Origin of the sequence: Nocardia inohanensis NBRC 100128 (genome assembly GCF_001612945.1) — a bacterium.
In the GTDB taxonomy this organism is placed as follows: Bacteria; Actinomycetota; Actinomycetes; order Mycobacteriales; family Mycobacteriaceae; genus Nocardia; species Nocardia inohanensis.
Genome location: NZ_BDBK01000017.1, coordinates 431,836 through 449,453, shown reverse-complemented (window position 1 = coordinate 449,453; position 17,618 = coordinate 431,836). Strand labels below are relative to the sequence as shown.

The 17,618-nt window shown below is 68.6% G+C and carries 22 protein-coding genes; 8 read left to right on the top strand and 14 right to left on the bottom strand.

Going from position 1 to position 17,618, the window contains the following annotated elements; genetic code table 11:
* Positions 1-48 precede the first annotated feature (48 nt).
* Positions 49-861 carry an Fpg/Nei family DNA glycosylase gene (locus NI1_RS32810; RefSeq protein WP_067828883.1) on the bottom strand — a complete coding sequence of 271 codons (813 nt, stop codon included), beginning with the start codon at positions 859-861 and terminating at the stop codon, positions 49-51.
* 3 nt (positions 862-864) lie between these two features.
* Positions 865-1,338: a ribose-5-phosphate isomerase gene (locus NI1_RS32805; protein ID WP_067721602.1), complete on the bottom strand. Its 474-nt coding sequence runs from the start codon at positions 1,336-1,338 to the stop codon at positions 865-867.
* Positions 1,339-1,554: 216 nt separating this feature from the next.
* Here NI1_RS32805 and NI1_RS32800 point away from each other — a divergent pair, with 216 nt between their 5' ends.
* On the top strand, positions 1,555-2,508 hold the full coding sequence (locus NI1_RS32800) for a M48 family metallopeptidase (protein WP_084524113.1): 954 nt from the start codon (positions 1,555-1,557) through the stop codon (positions 2,506-2,508).
* Between the two features lie 106 nt (positions 2,509-2,614).
* On the top strand, positions 2,615-3,664 hold the full coding sequence (locus tag NI1_RS32795) for a M48 family metallopeptidase (protein ID WP_084524140.1): 1,050 nt from the start codon (positions 2,615-2,617) through the stop codon (positions 3,662-3,664).
* Here NI1_RS32795 and NI1_RS32790 read toward each other — a convergent pair whose 3' ends face one another.
* Positions 3,665-4,312, bottom strand: a complete 648-nt coding sequence (locus NI1_RS32790) for a mycothiol-dependent nitroreductase Rv2466c family protein (RefSeq protein ID WP_067828873.1) — start codon at positions 4,310-4,312, stop codon at positions 3,665-3,667.
* Positions 4,313-4,481: 169 nt separating this feature from the next.
* On the opposite strand from NI1_RS32790, the gene NI1_RS32785 reads away from it, so the two are divergent.
* The 3 genes from NI1_RS32785 (at position 4,482) to NI1_RS32775 (ending at position 7,458) form a co-directional block, all read left to right on the top strand.
* The gene (locus NI1_RS32785) at positions 4,482-5,702 is read left to right on the top strand and encodes an NAD(P)/FAD-dependent oxidoreductase (protein WP_067828871.1); all 1,221 of its coding nucleotides are present in this window, start codon (positions 4,482-4,484) and stop codon (positions 5,700-5,702) included.
* Between the two features lie 104 nt (positions 5,703-5,806).
* Positions 5,807-6,208 carry a YciI family protein gene (locus tag NI1_RS32780; protein WP_067828869.1) on the top strand — a complete coding sequence of 134 codons (402 nt, stop codon included), beginning with the start codon at positions 5,807-5,809 and terminating at the stop codon, positions 6,206-6,208.
* Positions 6,208-7,458 (top strand): RNA polymerase sigma factor, encoded by a 1,251-nt coding sequence (locus NI1_RS32775; RefSeq protein ID WP_067828867.1) that lies wholly within the window; start codon positions 6,208-6,210, stop codon positions 7,456-7,458. Before NI1_RS32780 ends, NI1_RS32775 begins: the two co-directional genes overlap by 1 nt.
* Before the next feature lie 158 nt (positions 7,459-7,616).
* Here NI1_RS32775 and NI1_RS32770 read toward each other — a convergent pair whose 3' ends face one another.
* The 9 genes from NI1_RS32770 to NI1_RS32730 form a co-directional block, all read right to left on the bottom strand.
* Positions 7,617-8,186: an Asp23/Gls24 family envelope stress response protein gene (locus tag NI1_RS32770; protein ID WP_067828865.1), complete on the bottom strand. Its 570-nt coding sequence runs from the start codon at positions 8,184-8,186 to the stop codon at positions 7,617-7,619.
* The gene (locus NI1_RS32765; RefSeq protein ID WP_067828863.1) at positions 8,183-8,725 is read right to left on the bottom strand and encodes a DUF6286 domain-containing protein; all 543 of its coding nucleotides are present in this window, start codon (positions 8,723-8,725) and stop codon (positions 8,183-8,185) included. The genes NI1_RS32770 and NI1_RS32765 overlap by 4 nt, the downstream gene beginning before the upstream one ends.
* Positions 8,722-9,093 (bottom strand): Asp23/Gls24 family envelope stress response protein, encoded by a 372-nt coding sequence (locus NI1_RS32760; protein ID WP_067828861.1) that lies wholly within the window; start codon positions 9,091-9,093, stop codon positions 8,722-8,724. Before NI1_RS32760 ends, NI1_RS32765 begins: the two co-directional genes overlap by 4 nt.
* Positions 9,090-9,278 (bottom strand): hypothetical protein, encoded by a 189-nt coding sequence (locus tag NI1_RS32755; RefSeq protein ID WP_067828859.1) that lies wholly within the window; start codon positions 9,276-9,278, stop codon positions 9,090-9,092. Before NI1_RS32755 ends, NI1_RS32760 begins: the two co-directional genes overlap by 4 nt.
* A gap of 27 nt (positions 9,279-9,305) precedes the next feature.
* Entirely contained in the window at positions 9,306-9,794 is a 489-nt protein-coding gene (locus tag NI1_RS32750; RefSeq protein WP_067828856.1) for an Asp23/Gls24 family envelope stress response protein, read from the bottom strand.
* 93 nt (positions 9,795-9,887) lie between these two features.
* Positions 9,888-10,205, bottom strand: coding sequence for a hypothetical protein (locus NI1_RS32745; RefSeq protein WP_067828852.1), 318 nt, complete (start codon positions 10,203-10,205; stop codon positions 9,888-9,890).
* Positions 10,202-10,582, bottom strand: coding sequence for an Asp23/Gls24 family envelope stress response protein (locus NI1_RS32740; protein ID WP_084524112.1), 381 nt, complete (start codon positions 10,580-10,582; stop codon positions 10,202-10,204). Before NI1_RS32740 ends, NI1_RS32745 begins: the two co-directional genes overlap by 4 nt.
* Positions 10,579-11,166 (bottom strand): Asp23/Gls24 family envelope stress response protein, encoded by a 588-nt coding sequence (locus tag NI1_RS32735; RefSeq protein ID WP_245663510.1) that lies wholly within the window; start codon positions 11,164-11,166, stop codon positions 10,579-10,581. The genes NI1_RS32740 and NI1_RS32735 overlap by 4 nt, the downstream gene beginning before the upstream one ends.
* On the bottom strand, positions 11,163-11,729 hold the full coding sequence (locus tag NI1_RS32730) for an RNA polymerase sigma factor (protein WP_067829271.1): 567 nt from the start codon (positions 11,727-11,729) through the stop codon (positions 11,163-11,165). The genes NI1_RS32735 and NI1_RS32730 overlap by 4 nt, the downstream gene beginning before the upstream one ends.
* A 170-nt stretch (positions 11,730-11,899) precedes the next feature.
* On the opposite strand from NI1_RS32730, the gene NI1_RS32725 reads away from it, so the two are divergent.
* Entirely contained in the window at positions 11,900-12,106 is a 207-nt protein-coding gene (locus tag NI1_RS32725) for a CsbD family protein (protein WP_067828846.1), read from the top strand.
* 45 nt (positions 12,107-12,151) lie between these two features.
* Here NI1_RS32725 and NI1_RS32720 read toward each other — a convergent pair whose 3' ends face one another.
* Positions 12,152-13,084, bottom strand: a complete 933-nt coding sequence (locus NI1_RS32720; RefSeq protein ID WP_067828842.1) for an AraC family transcriptional regulator — start codon at positions 13,082-13,084, stop codon at positions 12,152-12,154.
* 119 nt (positions 13,085-13,203) lie between these two features.
* Here NI1_RS32720 and NI1_RS32715 point away from each other — a divergent pair, with 119 nt between their 5' ends.
* Positions 13,204-13,884: an NAD(P)H oxidoreductase gene (locus NI1_RS32715; RefSeq protein WP_067828829.1), complete on the top strand. Its 681-nt coding sequence runs from the start codon at positions 13,204-13,206 to the stop codon at positions 13,882-13,884.
* A 46-nt stretch (positions 13,885-13,930) separates the two neighbouring features.
* Here the strand turns inward: NI1_RS32715 and NI1_RS32710 are convergent, their stop codons facing one another.
* Positions 13,931-14,788, bottom strand: coding sequence for a phosphoribosylaminoimidazolesuccinocarboxamide synthase (locus NI1_RS32710; protein WP_084524111.1), 858 nt, complete (start codon positions 14,786-14,788; stop codon positions 13,931-13,933).
* A 103-nt stretch (positions 14,789-14,891) separates the two neighbouring features.
* On the opposite strand from NI1_RS32710, the gene pepN reads away from it, so the two are divergent.
* Positions 14,892-17,483, top strand: coding sequence for an aminopeptidase N (gene pepN, locus NI1_RS32705; RefSeq protein WP_067828824.1), 2,592 nt, complete (start codon positions 14,892-14,894; stop codon positions 17,481-17,483).
* The last annotated feature ends 135 nt before the right edge of the window (positions 17,484-17,618 follow it).

Sequence of the window (17,618 nt, the reverse complement as noted above, 5' to 3'; positions counted from 1 at the left end):
TCGGCCGTGCCGCCCGGCTGCCGAGTACCGGTCAGCTGACGAGCAGGGTCAGCTGGGCTGACAAGCGGGGCACCAGAAGAGGTTTCGGCCCTCCAGGACCGAGTGCAGGACCGTGGTGCCACAGAGGCGGCAGGGTTCACCGACTCGGCGATATACGTAGGTGCGGGGGCGATCCGGCGCGTAAGACGGTGCGCCGTGGTCGTGTTCGGGGCGGACGACGTGCATTTTGCCGCGGCGGACGCCCACCTTCATGAGGGCGACGAGGTCGGACCACATGGCGTTCCATTCCTCGTGGGAGAGGGCGGTGCCGGGGCGGTCGGGTGAGATGCCGTGGCGGAAAAGGATTTCGGCGCGGTAGACGTTGCCTACGCCCGCGAGGACTTTTTGGTCCATCAGGAGGGCGCCGATCGAGCGCTTGGAGCGGCGGATGCGGTCCCAGGCGCGGTCGGGGTCGGCGTCGGGGCGCAGCGGGTCGGGGCCCAGACGGGCTGTGAGAGCGTCCACTTCGGGTTCGAGGAGGATTTCGCAGGCGTTGGGGCCGCGCAGGTCCGTGCCGTAGGGCTCGCCCTTGCGGCCGGCGCCGATCATGCGCATGCGGACTTCGCCGACGGGGGCGGGCATGGGGACTGCGGATTCGTAGAACTTGCCGTAGAGGCCCAGGTGGATGTGCACGACCAGGCCCGAATCGTAGTGGTGGAGCAGGTGTTTGCCCCAGGCTTCGGCGCGGGTCAGGATTTTGCCGTCGATCAGGGCCGCGCCTTCGGCGAAGCGGCCCTGCGGGCTGGAGACGCGGACCTGACCGCCGGCGAAGTGCTGGTGGTGCAGCTTCGCCAGGCGGTGCAGCGTATGCCCTTCGGGCACAGGTCAGTACGCGGGAACGGCGGGGGCTTCGCCGGACTTCTCGTAGTCGGCGAGGATGTCGATGCGGCGCTGGTGGCGGGGCTCCTCGGACCAGGCGGTGGAGATGAAGGCGTCGACGATGGCGAGGGCTTCCTCGGTGGAGTGCATGCGGCCGCCGATGCCGATGAGCTGCGCGTTGTTGTGCTCGCGGGCCAGCTTGGCGGTCTCCACGCTCCAGGCCAGGGCGCAGCGGGCGCCGGGGACCTTGTTGGCGGCGATCTGCTCGCCGTTGCCGGAGCCGCCGAAGACCAGGCCCAGCGAGCCGGGGTCGGCGACGGTGCGGCGGGCGGCCTCGATGCAGAAGGCCGGGTAGTCGTCGAGGGCGTCGTACTCGAGAGCGCCGCAGTCGGTGACATCGTGGCCCTGGCCCTCGAGGTGAGCCTTGACGAGGTTCTTCAGTTCGAAGCCGGCATGGTCGGCACCCAGGTATACGCGCATGGGAGCGATTCTTGCAGGGACCCGACTGCCGGAAACCGTCAGGGGCCGCACCCCGGACCGCCGGCGGCGACACCGGCACCGGTCCGTCGCGAACCTCGCACGCGCGGGCATTAACGCGGACCGATTCCGCTCACGAATAACAGAGTGCTCGCGTATGTCACCGCACAGACGCCGCGGCCCCACACCACATCCCGGCATCCGAATCGAAGGTGCGTCATGCCGTTCGACCACACAGCGAACTTCACCGGCTGGAATCCGGCCAGCGGCCCACCGGGCTGGGGCGGGATCGCCATCGAAGAGACCCGGCCCACCCCGATTCCACCCCCACTGCCGCCGACCCCGAAAACTCGGGGGCTGGCGGCATTCGGGCTACCCGCCCGGCACGCGTGGGAGATTCCGTTGCTGGTCGTCGTTGTCCTGCTCACCGTATTCGCCTATCCGTACGCGGTTTTCGAGCTGGTGCGCGGCACCGGGAACCTGTATCTGACGCTGCTGGCGTTCGCGCCGCTGATCATTTGGTACAAGCGCGGTTCCACCTTCGCGAGCCTGCGATTGTTCGGTGTGCGCATGTCGCCCACACAGTTCCCGGAGGGCTATCGCATGGTGCAGGAGGCGGCGGCGCGGTTCGGGATGAAGCAGGCTCCCGACGCGTACGTGGTGCTCGGCAACGGCCAGCTCAACGCCTTCGCCTCCGGTCACGGCTTCCGGCGCTACGTGGTCGTCTACAGCGACATGTTCGAGATCGGCGGGCGCGCAAGGCAACCCGAGGCGCTGGCCTTCGTCATCGGCCACGAGGTCGGGCACATCGCTGCCGGGCACGCCTCGTACTGGCGGCAGTTCGGCACCATCCTGATGTCGTTCATCCCCTTGATCGGCCCGGGCTTGAGCCGCGCCCAGGAGTACACGGCCGACAATCACGGCTACTGCTTCTGCTACACCGGCGCGAGCGGCGCCATGACCACCCTCGCCGCCGGCAAGTACCTCAACGCCCTGGTCGGATTCGACGAAATGGCCGACCGCGCGGCACAAGAGAAAGGCCTTTTCGTCTGGCTCACCAACGCCCAGTCCAGCCATCCGGTGCACACCTGGCGCATGTGGGCGCTGCGCGATCGCACCCGCCACGGCAATGTCTTCTGGCGGCCTTCACCACCTTCGAAGACAACTGCCTAGAGTTCTGCCTATGACGTCCGACGATCAGCCGCAACCGCCGAACGCCGCGGGGGGACCACCGCCACAGGCATCCGAAAGCCATCCGGCCTGGAATCCGGTCACCGGTATGGCCGGATGGGATCCCCGGGTGGGCCCGCCGGGCTGGAGCCCGCAACCGGCCTACACCCCGCCCGTGGTGCCCCCGTTCCAGCACACCCGCGGCCTGTCGCCGTTCGGTCTGCCGGCCCGGCACAGCTGGGAGATCCCGCTGCTGGTCGTGGTGATCATGCTGACCGTGGTGGCCTGGCTGATCTCGATCCTGTTGCTGGTGGTCGGATCTCGCGACACCTACGTACTGCTGATCATCTTCGCGCCGTTCGTGGTCTACCTCGGCCGTGGTCTGAACTACGCCGCGCAACGGGTGAACGCGGTGAAGATGTCGCCCACCCAGTTCCCCGAGGGTTATCGCATGGTGCAGGAGGCGGCGGCGCGGTTCGGGATGAAGCAGGCCCCCGACGCCTACGTGCTGCTCGGCAACGGGCAGCTCAACGCCTTCGCCTCCGGTCACGGCTTCCGGCGCTACGTGGCGGTGTACAGCGATTTGTTCGAAATCGGCGGCGCCGCACGCCAACCCGACGCGCTCGCGTTCATCATCGGCCACGAGGTCGGGCATATCGCGGCCGGGCACGTGTCGTACTGGCGGCAGCTCGGCATGTTCCTGGCGCCGTTCGTGCCTATCATCGGCACTTCGCTGATCCGCGCCCAGGAGTACACGGCCGACAATCACGGATTCTGCAACCGGCCGCAGGGCGCGGCGGAAGCCATGCAGACCCTGGCCGCCGGCAAGTACCTCAACGTGCTGGTGGGCTTCGACGAGATGGCCGACCGCGCCGCCCAGGAGAAGGGCTTCTTCATCTGGATCACCAATGCCATGGCCAACCATCCGGTGCTGACCTGGCGCATGTGGGCGCTACGCGACCGCAGCCGGCACGGGCGCATGTTCTGGCGACCGGATCCGCCCACCCGGCCGATCGCCGCCGGTATGCCGCCGCTGCCGCCGGGCGGTCCACAGCCCGGCGGCTACCCGCCGTATCCGACCGGTAGCTACCCGCCGCCGTACCCGCAGGCCGGATACGGCGGCGGCAACTACCACCCGGGCGGCGGCCCTACCGCCTGATCAGTCGAATTCCGGATCTTCGGTGCGGGTGCGCTTGAGCTCGAAGAAGTGCGGGAAGGAAGCGAGGGCGACCACGCCGTCCCACACCTTGCCGGCCTCCTGCCCGCGCGGAATGCGCGAGAGCACCGGCCCGAAGAACGCCACCCCGTTGACGTGGATGGTCGGGGTGCCGACGTCCTGGCCGACCTTGTCCATCCCGGCGTGATGCGAAACCCGCAGCGCCTCGTCGTATTCGGTGCTGTCCGCCGCGGCCGCCAGCTCGGCGGGCAGCCCGACCTCGGCCAGTGACTCGGAGATCACCAGCGACAGCAGGTCCGCGGGCGCGCCGGCCTTCGCCTCGTACTCACCGCGGCGATTGTGCAGCCGGGTGCCCATCGCGGTGTACAGCGCCGGCAGCACCTTGTCGCCGTGCTGCTGCGCGGCGGCGATGGCGACCCGCACCGGACCCCACGCCGTCTTCATCAATTCCACGTACTGCTCGGGCAGGCCCTCGCGGCCCTCGTTGAGCACGGCCAGGCTCATCACATGGAAGTTCACGTCGATATCGCGGACCTGCTCGACCTCGAGGATCCAGCGGGAAGTGATCCAGCACCACGGGCACAGCGGGTCGAACCAGAAATCGACCCGGTCCTTCTGGGTGTCGCTCACGGATAATTCCTTTCGAAAGTCGGCGGGCGGCCGGACACAGCCATCCGGTAGGCGCAACAACGCACCTTCTACTCGATATTTCCGCCTGCACGAACGCACCGCGCGCTAGGGTCGGAATCATCACCCTCGACGTCGGCTGCCGCTGCGCGCGGCGCAGGGAGGCTCGGCTATGACCACGGCATCCAGGTTCGTCATCGCAGGCGGTGGGCTGGCGGCGGCCAAGCTCGCGGAGGCGCTGCGCGCCAACGACTTCGACGGGACGGTCACCCTCGTCGGCGCGGAGGACCATCTGCCCTACGAGCGGCCGCCGCTGTCGAAAGCGCATCTGCTGGGCAAGAAGTCGCTGCCGGAGTTCACCGTCGACACCGCGCAGTGGTACCGCGATCACCATATCGAGGTGCTGCCGGGCACCATGGTGACCGGGCTGGATCGCAGCACCAAAACCATTGCGCTGCCGGACGGTACGACGCTGGCCTACGACAAGCTCGCACTCGCCACCGGATCGCGGCCGCGGAAACTGCCGGTGCCCGGCACCGATGCGCAAGGGGTCTACACGCTGCACGATATCGAGGATTCCGATGCGCTGCTCGCCCTGTTCGGGACGGCGCGGCGGCTGGTGGTGATCGGCGCGGGCTGGATCGGGCTGGAGGTGACCGCGGCCGCCCGCAATGCCGGGGTCGAGGTCACCGTGCTGGAGGTCGAGGAGCTGCCCTTGCAGCACGTTCTCGGGCCGGAGATGGGGCGGGTCTTCGCCGACCTGCATCGCGCGCACGGGGTCGACTTCCGGGGCGGGTCGCGGGTCGCGGAGATCACCGTCACGGACGGCAGGGCCACCGGGGTGCGGCTGGCCGACGACACCCGCATCGAGGCCGATGCCGTGCTGGTCGCCGTCGGCGCGCGGCCGAATATCGAGCTCGCGGTGGATGCCGGGCTGGCGACCGGGAGCGGCGTGCTGGTCGACGAGAGCCTGGCCACCAGCGATCCGGATATCGTCGCGGTCGGGGATATCGCCGATCAGCAGCATCCGGTGCTGGGGCAGCGAATCCGGGTGGAGCACTGGGCGAATGCGCTCAATCAGCCGGCGGTGGCGGCGCTGACCATGCTCGGCAAACCGGCCGTGTACGACCGGCTGCCCTACTTCTTCACCGATCAATACGACCTGGGCATGGAGTACACCGGGTATGTCGCGCCCAAGCAGCCCACGACGGTGGTGACGCGCGGTGATGTGGCCGGGCGGGAGTTCGTGGCCTTCTATCTCGACGCCGGGAATCGGGTGCTGGCCGGGATGAACGTGAACGTGTGGGATGTGGGCGACCGGATCAAGGAGCTGATCTCGAGCGGGCAGCCGGTGGATCCAAAACGATTGGGCGACCCGAGTACACCGCTGTGACCAGCGTCACGTAATAGCGTGCGAGACTACGTCGAATCCGTCGACCAGGCTCCGACCTAAGTACGAGAGCGCCCGCCGGGGCGCGCCGAACCGAGGAAGCCGCCATGAAATTCATGCTGATCAAGACCCACTCCCCCACCGAATACTGCGACACCCCGATCCACGAATGGGCGCCGGAGGACATCGCCGCCCACATCGATTTCCAGCGCGTCCTGGGTGCGGAGCTCGCGCGCGCCGGCGAACTGGTCGATGCCCAGGGCCTCGCCGGACCGGACGAAGCCCGAATCGTCATGTCCGACGGGCGTTCCGCGCCGGTGATCACCGACGGGCCGTTCCCCGAGACCAAGGAATTCCTGGCCGGATACTGGATCGTGGATGTGGAAAGCCCCGAACGCGCCTACGAGATCGCCGCGCGGGCCTCGGCCGCGCCCGGTCCCGGCGGCAAGCCGATCGGTGAGTACATCGAAGTGCGGCAGATCATGAGCGCGCCGGCCGCCGACGCGTAATGAGGCTCTCCTACGAAACCGAGGATCTGCTACGGGAACTCGCGCCGCAGGTCCTCGGCGTCCTGGTGCGCCGCTACGGGGATTTCGACACGGCCGAGGACGCGGTGCAGGAGGCGCTGCTCGCGGCGGCCACCCGGTGGCCGGTGGACGGGGTGCCGGAGAATCCGCGTGGCTGGCTGATCCAGGTGGCGGTGCGGCGGCTGGTCGATACCGTGCGGGCCGAGGTCGCGCGGCGGAATCGCGAGACCGCCGATGCGGTTCGTGACGTGCGCGCCGCACCCGAGGCCGGCGTGCCCGGGGTGGACGAGGCGCAGGACGACACGCTCAATCTGTTCTTCCTGTGCTGTCATCCCGCACTCTCGCCCGCCAGCGCCATCGCCTTGACCTTGCGGGCGGTCGGCGGCCTCACCACCGGCGAGATCGCGCACGCGTTCCTGTTACCGGAAACGACCATGGCGCAGCGCATTACGCGCGCCAAGAAGCGGATCGCGGGGCTGGACCGGCCGTTCGGCACACCATCGTCCAATGGCGATGGCGGGGAATGGAATTCGCGGCTGAGTTCGGTGCTGCACGTGCTGTACCTGATGTTCACCGAAGGGCATACGACGAGCGCCGGTGAGCAATTGCATCGCGCCGACCTCTCGGCCGAGGCCATCCGGCTGGCTCGAATCCTCTACGCCGCCTTGCCCGATGACGCGGAGGTCACCGGATTGCTGGCGCTGCTGCTACTCACCGATGCCCGGCGTGCGGCCCGCACGGGACCGCATGGGGAGCTGATCCCCCTCGAAGAACAGGATCGCGGGCTGTGGGACCGGAACATGATCATCGAGGGGGTGCGGCTGGCCACCGCCTCGGTCTCGCACGGGCTCATCGGGGCGTATCAGATCCAGGCCGCCATCGCCGCCCTGCACGCGCAGGCGCTCCGCCCCGAGGACACCGATTGGCCGCGAATCCTGTTGCTGTACAACGCGCTCGAACGGCAATCCGCGAACCCCATGGTCACTTTGAACCGGGCGGTGGCGACGGCCATGGTGCACGGCCCGCAGGCGGGCCTCGACCTCACCGACACGCTGACGGAAGCCCTGGCGGGCAATCACCGCCTGGACGCGGTGCGCGGGCATCTGCATGAGATGTCCGGCGACACCGAAGAAGCCATTGCCGCCTACACCGCCGCGGCCCGCCGCACCACCTCGGTCCCCGAACGCGACTACCTCACCCTGCGCGCCGCCCGCCTGCGCACCGGTTCCTAGCGCCGCGCGACCAGCGTCCCGCGTCATCCCGGCTGATCCCCGGCCTCGCATACTTCCGGCCGCGATTCCACCGCGCCACAGTGAGATTCCGGCCGAAAGCATGCCGGAATGACGGGGACCTCCGCTTTCTTTCACACTCCGGCGGCAACAGGGCGCGCTCAGCGCACGCGGGCGTGGTCGTCCGTCAGGCGCAGTTCCATGGTCACCGGGATCACGCCGACCTCCAGTGCTTGTCGCAAGCGGGGCAATGCCTCGCCGAGGATGCGGCGGCGCAGCTCGGTGAGGTCGGCCCGGGGGTCGGCGGTCACGATCACGTGCAGTTCCGGTGCGCGCCCGGGGCCCGACAACCAGGCCGAGGCGGAGTCCACGTGGTCGAAGGATTCGATATCGGCGGCCACCGCCGCGGCCGCCGTCGCCGAGGACAGCACGGTGCCGCCCGCCGAATTCGCGTCCGCCAGTTGCCATTCCACCGCGCTCGGCATGCGGAACAGCTGGACGCTCAGCCAGCGCAGGCACAGCAGCCCGACCACGATGGCACCGGCGATGACCGCGTAGAACACCCAGTGCGGCGGGGCGGCATCGCCCGGTGTCAGTGCGGCCGAGCGATCCACCCAGCTCAGCCAGCCGCGCTGGGCGGCTATGGCGTAGCCGCCCGCGGCGACCAGTAGCAAGCCGAGCAGCGCGAGCAGGCTCCGGTTGAGTCGCGCCGGGCGATTGACGTTGATCATTTCGAGCCTCCGGTCTTCGCGGGCCGCAAGCGGGTGCGGACCCGGGGTGCGGTGTCGGTGCCGATGCGCTCGAACGCCTCGGTCACCGCCTGGTGCACGGTGCCGGGCAGCTCCCGCACATCGACCCGATCGGAGGCGGCCGATACCCGAACCGCTTTGCCGCGCAATTTGATTCGCGCCGAGCTCACCCCCGGCACCGTGGTGGCGGAGCGGCGCAGCGCGGCCCGCAGGCTGCGGCGTTCGATCCCGGCCTCGCCGCCCTCCGCCAGCGGCCGCAACGGCAGCACCGTCGCCCGGCCGGGTGTCACCGCCGCGACCAGCAGCGCCAAGCCGAGCAATGCGGTCCCCGCGCCCACGGCGAAGACGACCGGGTCACCCCAGTCGGTGTCGTGCAGCCGGGTCGCGACACTGTCGTAGGACACGAATTCCCGGTGCCGCGAGAGCCGTTGCACGAGTGAGACGATCACCGCCACGCAGAGCGCCAGTAGCGCCACCGCCACCACCGCGGCGGTACCCGTCCGCCGCGGCCGCCGGATCACAACACCCTCCGGCGCGCCGATTCCGCTGCGGGCGTTGCGGATTCGACCACCATGGCGGCGATGGCGATCTCCACGCCGGTGACCGTCAGGCCGGTCAACGCACCCACCCGTTCGATCAGATGCGTGCGGCAGGATTCGGCGACCCGCGCCACCGGCAGCGGATATCGCACCGGGAGCCGCAGCCGCAGCGCGGCGGTGTCCGCGGTGACCTCGGCCTCCGCGGTCACCTGCGGCCGCACCCCGTCGATCTCGGTGGCGGCCCGCGCCGCTATCTTGCGCACCGCACGCGCGCTGACGGTGGTGCTGCCGCGCAGCCGGGTTCGGGTGCCTTCGTCGCCGGCGGCCAGGTCCAGTGCCGGGGCGGTCATCGCCGGCTCCGGTCCTGCACCGACCGCAGCACTCCGGCGATATCCACGGCGCCGTCGAGCCAGCGGCCGACCAGCAGGCCCAGCCCGGCGAACACCAGCACCACGGCGAAGGCCCCGAAACCGCCGAAGGCCATAGCGAATCCGAGCGCGAGTCCGGCGCCCAGGCAGATCGTTGTGGCGTTCATCTGCGACTCCTCAGCTGGAATGGACTGTTACTGAACGCGATTGGCGGCGGGTTCGGTCTCGTCGTCGTCCTCCGGGATGTACACGTCGTTGACGTTGATATTGACCTCGACGACCTCCAGCCCGGTCATCTGCTCGATGGCGGTGATGACATTGCGGCGCACCGCCTTCGCCATTTCCGCGATCGCCACCCCGTATTCGACGACGAGCTCCAGATCGACGGCGGCCTGCTTCTCGCCTACCTCGACCGAAACGCCCTGTCCCACACTGGCGGAGGCGCCCGGGATGCGGTCGCGGATCGCGCCGAAGGCCCGGGCGGCGCCACCGCCGAGGGCGTGCACGCCGCGCACCTCGCGGGCGGCCAGTCCGGCGATCTTCTGCACCACGATGTCGGCGATGCTGGTGGTGCCCTGGTCGGTCACCAGGTCACCGGTGTTCGCCGAACCATTGCGGGATGCGGTGTCCGGGGCGGTGGCGACGGTCTTGCCGGTCGACTTCTCGGTGCTGGTTCCGGTCATGTCATCCTCCTGATTTCGTTGTGCTACAGCGAATCAATGCCTACTCTTCTTCGACACGGCGATCGGAAGATCCTCACGCCGAGCCCGTGTGATCTAGGTAACTGAATATTCGCCGAAGGCGGATGCATCGAGTTCGGCGACGATCAAGCGCACGGTCGCATCCGCCCACTCGGTGCTCCGCAACAGCGCCCGGACGGCTGCGGTGAGCCGATCCAGCAGCGGCTGCAACGGCAAACTGCTTGCCGCCAAACGAATCTCGACGAGCTCCGGGCCCAATTCCACCGCGTAGGCCCGGCCGCCCCGAGGCAGCCGGGTGACGGCCTCGAGCCCGAACGGCGCTACCGCACGCAAGCCCTCCACCTCCTCGATCGCATCGACAATCGCCTCGATCAGTTCCGCTTTCGCGGTCACAGCGCCCCCGGTTCGATATCGAGAATGGTCACCGACACCTCGTCGACGGTGACTCCGGTCTGTTGCGGCACGGCCCGCCGCACCGCCTGCTGGATGCCCGCGCCCACCACCGCGGCCCGGCAGTCGGCGGTGAGCGACACGTCCACCTGCACGGCGAGCCCGCCCGCGGCGGTCCGGGCCACCCGCACCCCCTCGCTCGCGACCGATTCCGACCCGCCCAGCAGTTGTTTGCCGGCCCGCGCCCAGCCGGTGACCAGGCCGCGCAGGCCGGGTTCCAGCCGGGCCACGCCCGGTACGGCCGCGGCGGCGCGGGCCGCCACCCCGGCGATCACGGCGTCCGCGACGACGATTTCGCTGCCCGAGCTCAGTGCCGTCACCGGTCCCGCTCCTGGTACACGTCCGCGACGGTCACATCCAGGCGGCCCAGCAGCAGTCCGGTGCGGGCCGCCAGGGCGGTCGCCACCCGCTGCCGCACCAGCGGCACGATGCCGTCCAGGCTGCCGCCGCGCATGCGCACCGCCAGGGCCATGCTCACCTGCACGATGTTCTCGCCGTCGGGCCCGGTGCCGACGCTGCGGACGCGGCACTGGCGGGCTCGTACGCCGGGCACGGTGTCGGCCGCGAAGCGCAGCACCGCCGCGACCGCCTGTTCGCTCACCTCCACGCTGCCCGGATGCTCGGTGGGCAGGGTCAGCCCCTGCCCGCGCCGCCGCTCGGCCCGCACGGCGGACATGATGCGGCCGAACAAGTCCGGCGGTTCGGGATCGGGTTCGGCGATCAGTTCCTCGGTGGCCGTGCGTAGTGCCAGCAGGCTCTCGCGGGCCGCGCGGCAGTGCGCGCAGCGGGTCTCGTGCGCGTCGGCATGACCGTTCTGCACGGCGTCGAGCCGCCGCCACACCTGTTCCATGCCGCGCCCGCAGGGCAGCCGGTAGTCCTCGTCCACATCTGTCGCATTCGTCATCGCCATGGCTTCATCACCTCTGCCAACTGGGCGCGGGCCCGCGCTATCCGCCCGCGTACCGCGGTGGTGTTCGCGCCGACGATCTCGCCGATCTCTTCGTAGGAGCGGCCGTGCACCTCGCGCAGCAGCCAGCACGCCCGCTGTTCGGGGGTCAGCTGCTGGAGCGCCGCGGTCAGCGCCTCCATCTGGCTGTGCACCTGGACGGCGTGCTCCGGGTGCAGGTCCCGGCGCGGGGAGGCGGTGGTGTCGGGGTCGACCTCCGCCGCCGGTTGCCGCTTACGGAGCACATTCAGGCAGCGGTTGGTAGTGGCCCGGTACAGCCAGCCGGCGAAGGCGGACTCGTCCTGTAACTGCCCCAGCCGCCGCCACGCGGTCAGGAATACGTCCTGCACCACGTCCTCGGCCTCCGCCCGATCGGCCAGCATCTTCGCCGCCAACCGGAACATCGGTCCCTGATAGCGCAGAACTAGCTGCTCATAGCTAGGAATATCGCCGTCGCGGGCCCGGCTGACCAGCGTGGCATCGTCGAGCTCTGCCTCGAGTCCGGCATCGGTACCAGTCACCCCGCCCTCCAATCCTTTCGTGGGTTAGACCCGAAGGGATGCGAATCCTCACTCACCATTATCTGTGACCGTTGTCTCATAGTTTGCTGAGTGACATATGGTGGGTTTCGAACGTCTCAGGAAATGTGCCCGTTTCTCCTGGGCACACCCCCATCGACACGGAGGTTCCGATGTCTCTGAGCGACAAGATCAACAACAAGGCCGAGGATCTGGGCGGCAAGGCCAAGGAGGCCGCCGGGAATGTCACCGGCGATGACGACCTGAAGGCCGAGGGCAAGGGCGATCAGCTCGCCGCCGGCCTGAAGGATGCCGCCAACGATGTGAAGGAAGCCGTCGGCGACGCCGTCGACAAGGTGAAGAAGAAGTTCGGCAACTAGCCGATGCCGGAGCGGGAGGCGGTCCGGTCCGCCTCCCGCCCGCCGCTAGGCGACTGCTGCACGGAATGCCGTGGGGCTCATGCCTTTATGGCGTTTGAACGCGGCGCTGAAGCCGAAAGCGTCCGCGTAGCCGACCGACTTGGCGACCTGGGCGACGGTCAGCTGGGCGTCGGTGAGCAAGTCTTCGGCCTCGTCCATGCGGCAGCCGGTCAGGTAGGCGAGCGGGGGTTCGCCCATGACGGTGGTGAAGCGCTTGGCGAAAAGCGCTCGGGAGACCCCGGATCGGGCCGCCAGCGAGGCCACCGTCCACGAGACGCCCGGCCGGCCGTGGATGGCCTCCAACGCGGGCGCGACCACCGGATCGGACAGGCCGCGATACCAGGCGGGGGCGGCGGCATCGGCCTGGGCGAACCAGGAGCGCAGCGTGCAGACCAGGCTCCAATCCAGCAGCCGGTCCATCATGGCCTGGGAACCGGCGCTGTGGGCGACGGCGTCCACCACCGCCGCCTCCATCCACGCGCAGTCCTCGGCGTCTTCGGAGATCACGAGAACCGTTGGGAGAGCGCGTAACAGCCGCTCGTGACGGCGCGTGCAGGTCTGATACGCGCCGACGATCAGCGCGGTGGCGGCTTCGGTGTCCGCGCCCCAGCTGATGCCGCTCAAGTCTTCTCCGCACAAAGCCGCGGCCTCCGGCGTGAAGCAGGCGATCTCGTATTCGGTGTGCGGGCCGCCGCGCGAATCCGATCGGTCCGCAAGATGAAACAGCTCCGGACCGCGCACGATGGCGGTATCGCCGGTGCCGAGCCGGGTTTCGCTGCCGTCGGAGAGCAGCAGGGTGCCGCCGCCGCGCAGCACCGTGATCATGGTCAATGGCGCGCCGTCACCGAATCGGATGGTCCACGGTGCGGCGAGTTCGGCGTGGGCGACCACCGAGCCTTCGGCCCGGATGCCACTCAACAGATTGCTCAGGGGATCCACCCGATCGAGCGTAGACGAATTCCTATCGATCAGAGCGTTTCGTCCATGGATCGTCCACACGATCTTGGCTTCAATGGGAGGCGAAGGCACTCACCGCTTCCCGAGCCGAAGGAAATCCCTTGTCGCACAATGGTATCGACGCCCGCACCGCCCTGGTCGTGATCGCCCACCACCGCACCGATTCCCTGACCGCGCACATCGCCCGCCGCACCGTCACCCAGCTGGAGAGCTCCGGTTATCGCGTGGACGTGCTGGACCTGCGGGCCGAGGGCTTCGACCCGCGCATGAACACCGAGGATCAGCCCGACTGGGGCAATCGCGAGAAGCTCTACTCCGGCGAGACCGAAGCGCACATGCGCCGAATCCTGGCCGCCGACATCGTCATCGCCGTGTTCCCGGTCTACTGGCTGCATCTACCCGCCCTGCTCAAGGGCTGGATCGACCGGGTGTGGAACTACGGTTTCGCCTACGGCCGCAGCCGGCCACGCCTGGCGGGCAAGCGCATGCTGTGGCTGGGATTGGCCGGCGCGGCAGGCGATGACGCCGTTGTCGAACTCATGCAGCAGTCGCTGGAAGGGTCGCTGAACATGGGAATCGCCTACTACTGCGGCTTCTCACACTCGGCTGTCGGCCTGCTGCCGGACGCCGAAGAGCGCCGTCAGCGCGTCGACGCCGACGGCCGGCTGCTGTTCGACCCCGTCACTTTCGGAGCCGAACGCGAAGCCCAGTACGCGGCGCTGGAGGCGAAGGCGCACGGGTTCGTCGCCGAGTTCCTGGCCACCACCACTGTGCCTGCCTGACAAGGGTTTTCAGGGGTGAGACCCCTGAAAACCCCGAGAGTTGGTGCTACCAAGCCTTACCGGTGATGAGTTCGTAGGCCTGGGCGTACTTGGCCCGGGTCGCGGCCACCACGTCGGCGGGGATCTCGGGGCCCGGGTACTCCTTGTTCCAGCCCGTCGAGGTGGACCAGTCGCGCACGAACTGCTTGTCGAAGGAGGGCTGCACGCGGCCGGGCTGGTACTGATCGGCGGGCCAGAAGCGCGAGGAGTCCGAGGTCAGCACCTCGTCACCGAGGGTGAGAACGTCACCGTCCCAACCAAATTCGACCTTAGTATCGGCGATGATCACCCCGCGCGCGGCGGCATGCTCGGCGCCGCGGGTGTAGACCTCGAGGGTCACCTCGCGGAGCTTGTCGGCGATCTCCTTGCCCTCCTGGTTCACCACGTCATCGAAGGTGATGGGCTCGTCGTGCCCCTCATCGGCCTTGGTGGTGGGCGTGAAGATCGGCTCGGGCAGCTTGGACCCCTCCACCAGCCCGGGCGGCAGCGCGATACCGGAGACCGACCCGGTCCGCTCGTACTCCTTCAGCCCGCCACCGGTCAGGTACCCGCGCGCGATGCACTCGACCTTCACCATCTTCAACGGCTTTACCCGCACCCCGCGCCCGGCGAACTCGGCCGGCACGTCGGTGGTGGAGAGAATGTGGTTGGGGATATCGGAGAAGTACTCGAACCACCAGTTCGACAGCTGGGTCAGCATCGCGCCCTTGTCCGGGATGGGCGTGGGCAGCACCACGTCGTACACCGACACCCGATCGGAGGCGACCAGGATCAGCGAATCGCCGTCCTCGTAGAGATCGCGCACCTTACCGGCGTGGATGTGCTTCAACGGGGTCCTCCTCGAACTGGTCGGCTGGCTGCCCACACCCTACCGAGGAGCTCCAACCGGCCCGCACCCGCAGGCCCGGCCGACATGGCAAGCTGGGCAAGTCGCACGGCAGCAGTTCTCCGAGAGTTAAGGAGCCCCCTTGTCAGCACCGAATCTCACCCGCGAGCAGGCGATCCAACGCGCCGCCACGATCCAGGTGGAGAACTACCGGGTCGAATTGGATCTGACCGGGCAGCCCACCAGCGCCGACGCGGTGACGACCGGTACCTTCCACTCGCGTTCGACGGTCACCTTCACCGCCACTCCGGGGGCATCGACCTTCATCGACATCGTGGGTGCGGGCGTGCGGTCCGCGGTGCTCAACGGCGTCGCCTTGGATGTCAGCGATTACGACGAGTCCGAAGGCATCACGCTGCCGGATCTGGCCGCCACCAACGAGCTGGTGGTCGAGGCGGATTGCGAGTACTCGAACACCGGTGAGGGCCTGCACCGGTTCATCGATCCGACCGACAACAAGGTCTACCTGTACTCGCAGTTCGAGACCGCGGACTGCAAGCGCATGTTCGCCTGCTTCGATCAGCCGGACCTGAAGGCCACCTACGACATCATCGCCACCGCGCCGGAGGACTGGGAGGTCATCTCCAACGGCGCGGTCGTCGAGACGCATCAGACCGGTGCGGTGGTCCGCCACACCTTCGCCACCACCCCGCGGATGAGCACCTACCTGGTCGCCATGATCGCGGGCCCGTACGCGAAATGGACCGACACCTACTCGGATTCGCACGGCGAGATCCCGCTCGGCATCTACTGCCGCGCCTCGCTCGCCGAATACATGGACGCCGAACGGCTTTTCACCGAGACCAAGCAGGGCTTCGGCTTCTATCACACCAATTTCGGTGTGCCGTATGCCTTCGGCAAGTACGACCAGCTCTTCGTGCCCGAATTCAACGCGGGCGCAATGGAGAACGCGGGCGCGGTCACCTTCCTCGAAGATTATGTGTTCCGCTCCAAGGTGACTCGCGCCTCCTACGAGCGCCGCTGCGAGACCGTGCTGCACGAGATGGCGCACATGTGGTTCGGCGACCTGGTCACCATGAAGTGGTGGGACGACCTGTGGCTGAACGAGTCGTTCGCCACCTTCGCCTCGGTGCTGTGCCAGGTCGGGGCGACCGAATACGAGAACGCCTGGACCACTTTCGCGAACGTGGAGAAGTCCTGGGCGTACCGGCAGGACCAGCTGCCCTCGACCCATCCGATCGCCGCCGACATCCCGGATCTGGCGGCCGTCGAGGTCAACTTCGACGGCATCACCTATGCCAAGGGCGCTTCCGTGCTCAAGCAGCTGGTGGCGTACGTGGGGCTGGAACCGTTCCTCACCGGTCTGCGCGACTACTTCACCGAACACGCCTACGGCAACGCCACTTTCGATGATCTGGTGGGCGCGCTGGAGAAAGCGTCCGGGCGCGACCTGTCGGATTGGGGCGCGCAGTGGCTCAAGACCACCGGGCTCAATATCCTGCGGCCGGAGTTCACCGTGGACGCCGACGGCAAGTTCACCTCGTTCGCGGTGGTGCAGGACGGGGCCGAGCCGGGCGCGGGCGAACGGCGCGTGCACCGGATCGCCATCGGCGTGTATGACGATCAGGACGGAAAGCTGGTGCGCACCAAGCGCATCGAGCTCGATGTGAATGCCGCCGAGCGCACCGAGGTGCCGGAGCTGGCCGGGGTTTCGCGCGGCAAACTGGTGCTGGTCAACGACGACGACCTCACCTACTGCTCGCTGCGCCTGGACGCCGAATCGCTCGACACCGTGGTGGCGCGCATCGCCGATATCGCCGAACCGCTGCCGCGCACGCTGTGCTGGTCGGCGGCGTGGGAGATGACCCGGCAGGCCGAGATGAAGGCCCGCGATTTCGTGGCGCTGGTGCAGAGCGGCGTCGGCTCGGAGACCGAAATCGGTGTGGTGCAACGGCTGCTGATGCAGGCGCACACCGCGCTCTCGTCCTATGCCGATCCGGCTTGGGCGGCCGCCACCGGCTGGCCGCAGTTCGCGGACCGGCTGCTGGAACTGGCGCGCGCCGCCGGGCCCGGATCGGATCACCAGCTGGCGTTCGTGAACGCGCTCACCGGGGCGCTGCTCTCGGAGCAGCACGTGCAGGTGCTGAAGCAACTGCTCGCCGGTGACCCGCAGGGCGTCGGGCTGGCCGGGCTGGCGGTGGACACCGATCTGCGCTGGCGGATCACGCAGGCGCTCGCAGCGGCGGGCGCGATCGACTCCGACGGACTCGAATCCCCTTCGATCGACGCCGAATTGGAGCGGGACAATACCGCCGCCGGTCGCCGCCAGGCCGCCGCCGCCGCGACCGCGCGCCCGCTGGCCGACGTCAAGGCGAGCGCCTGGGCCACCGTGATGGAGGACGACTCGGTCGCCAATATCACCACCCGTGCGATCGTCACCGGATTCGCGCCGGTCGGCCAAGCCGAGCTGTTGACCCCCTACGTCGAACGCTACTTCGCCGAAGTCGCCGACGTGTGGGAGCGCCGCTCCAGCGAGGTCGCCCAGACCGTCGTCGTCGGCCTGTACCCGCACTGGGCCGTCACCGAGGAAGCGGTCGCCGTGGCCGACAAGTTCCTCGCCGACGATCACCCGCCGGCCCTGCGCCGCCTGGTGGTGGAAGGCAAGGCGGGCATCGAGCGCTCCCTGCGCGCCCGCGCCTTCGACCGGTCGTAAAGCACTGCCCCGCAGCCCCTTCCGTTCCGCACGGAAGGGGCTGTTTCACGGCTGCGAGCTGCTCGTTTCAGCCACGCTGCTGAGAGCGGATCTGCTGTGAGCAGCGCGGCGCGAGATTTCGGGTACGGCTGCGGC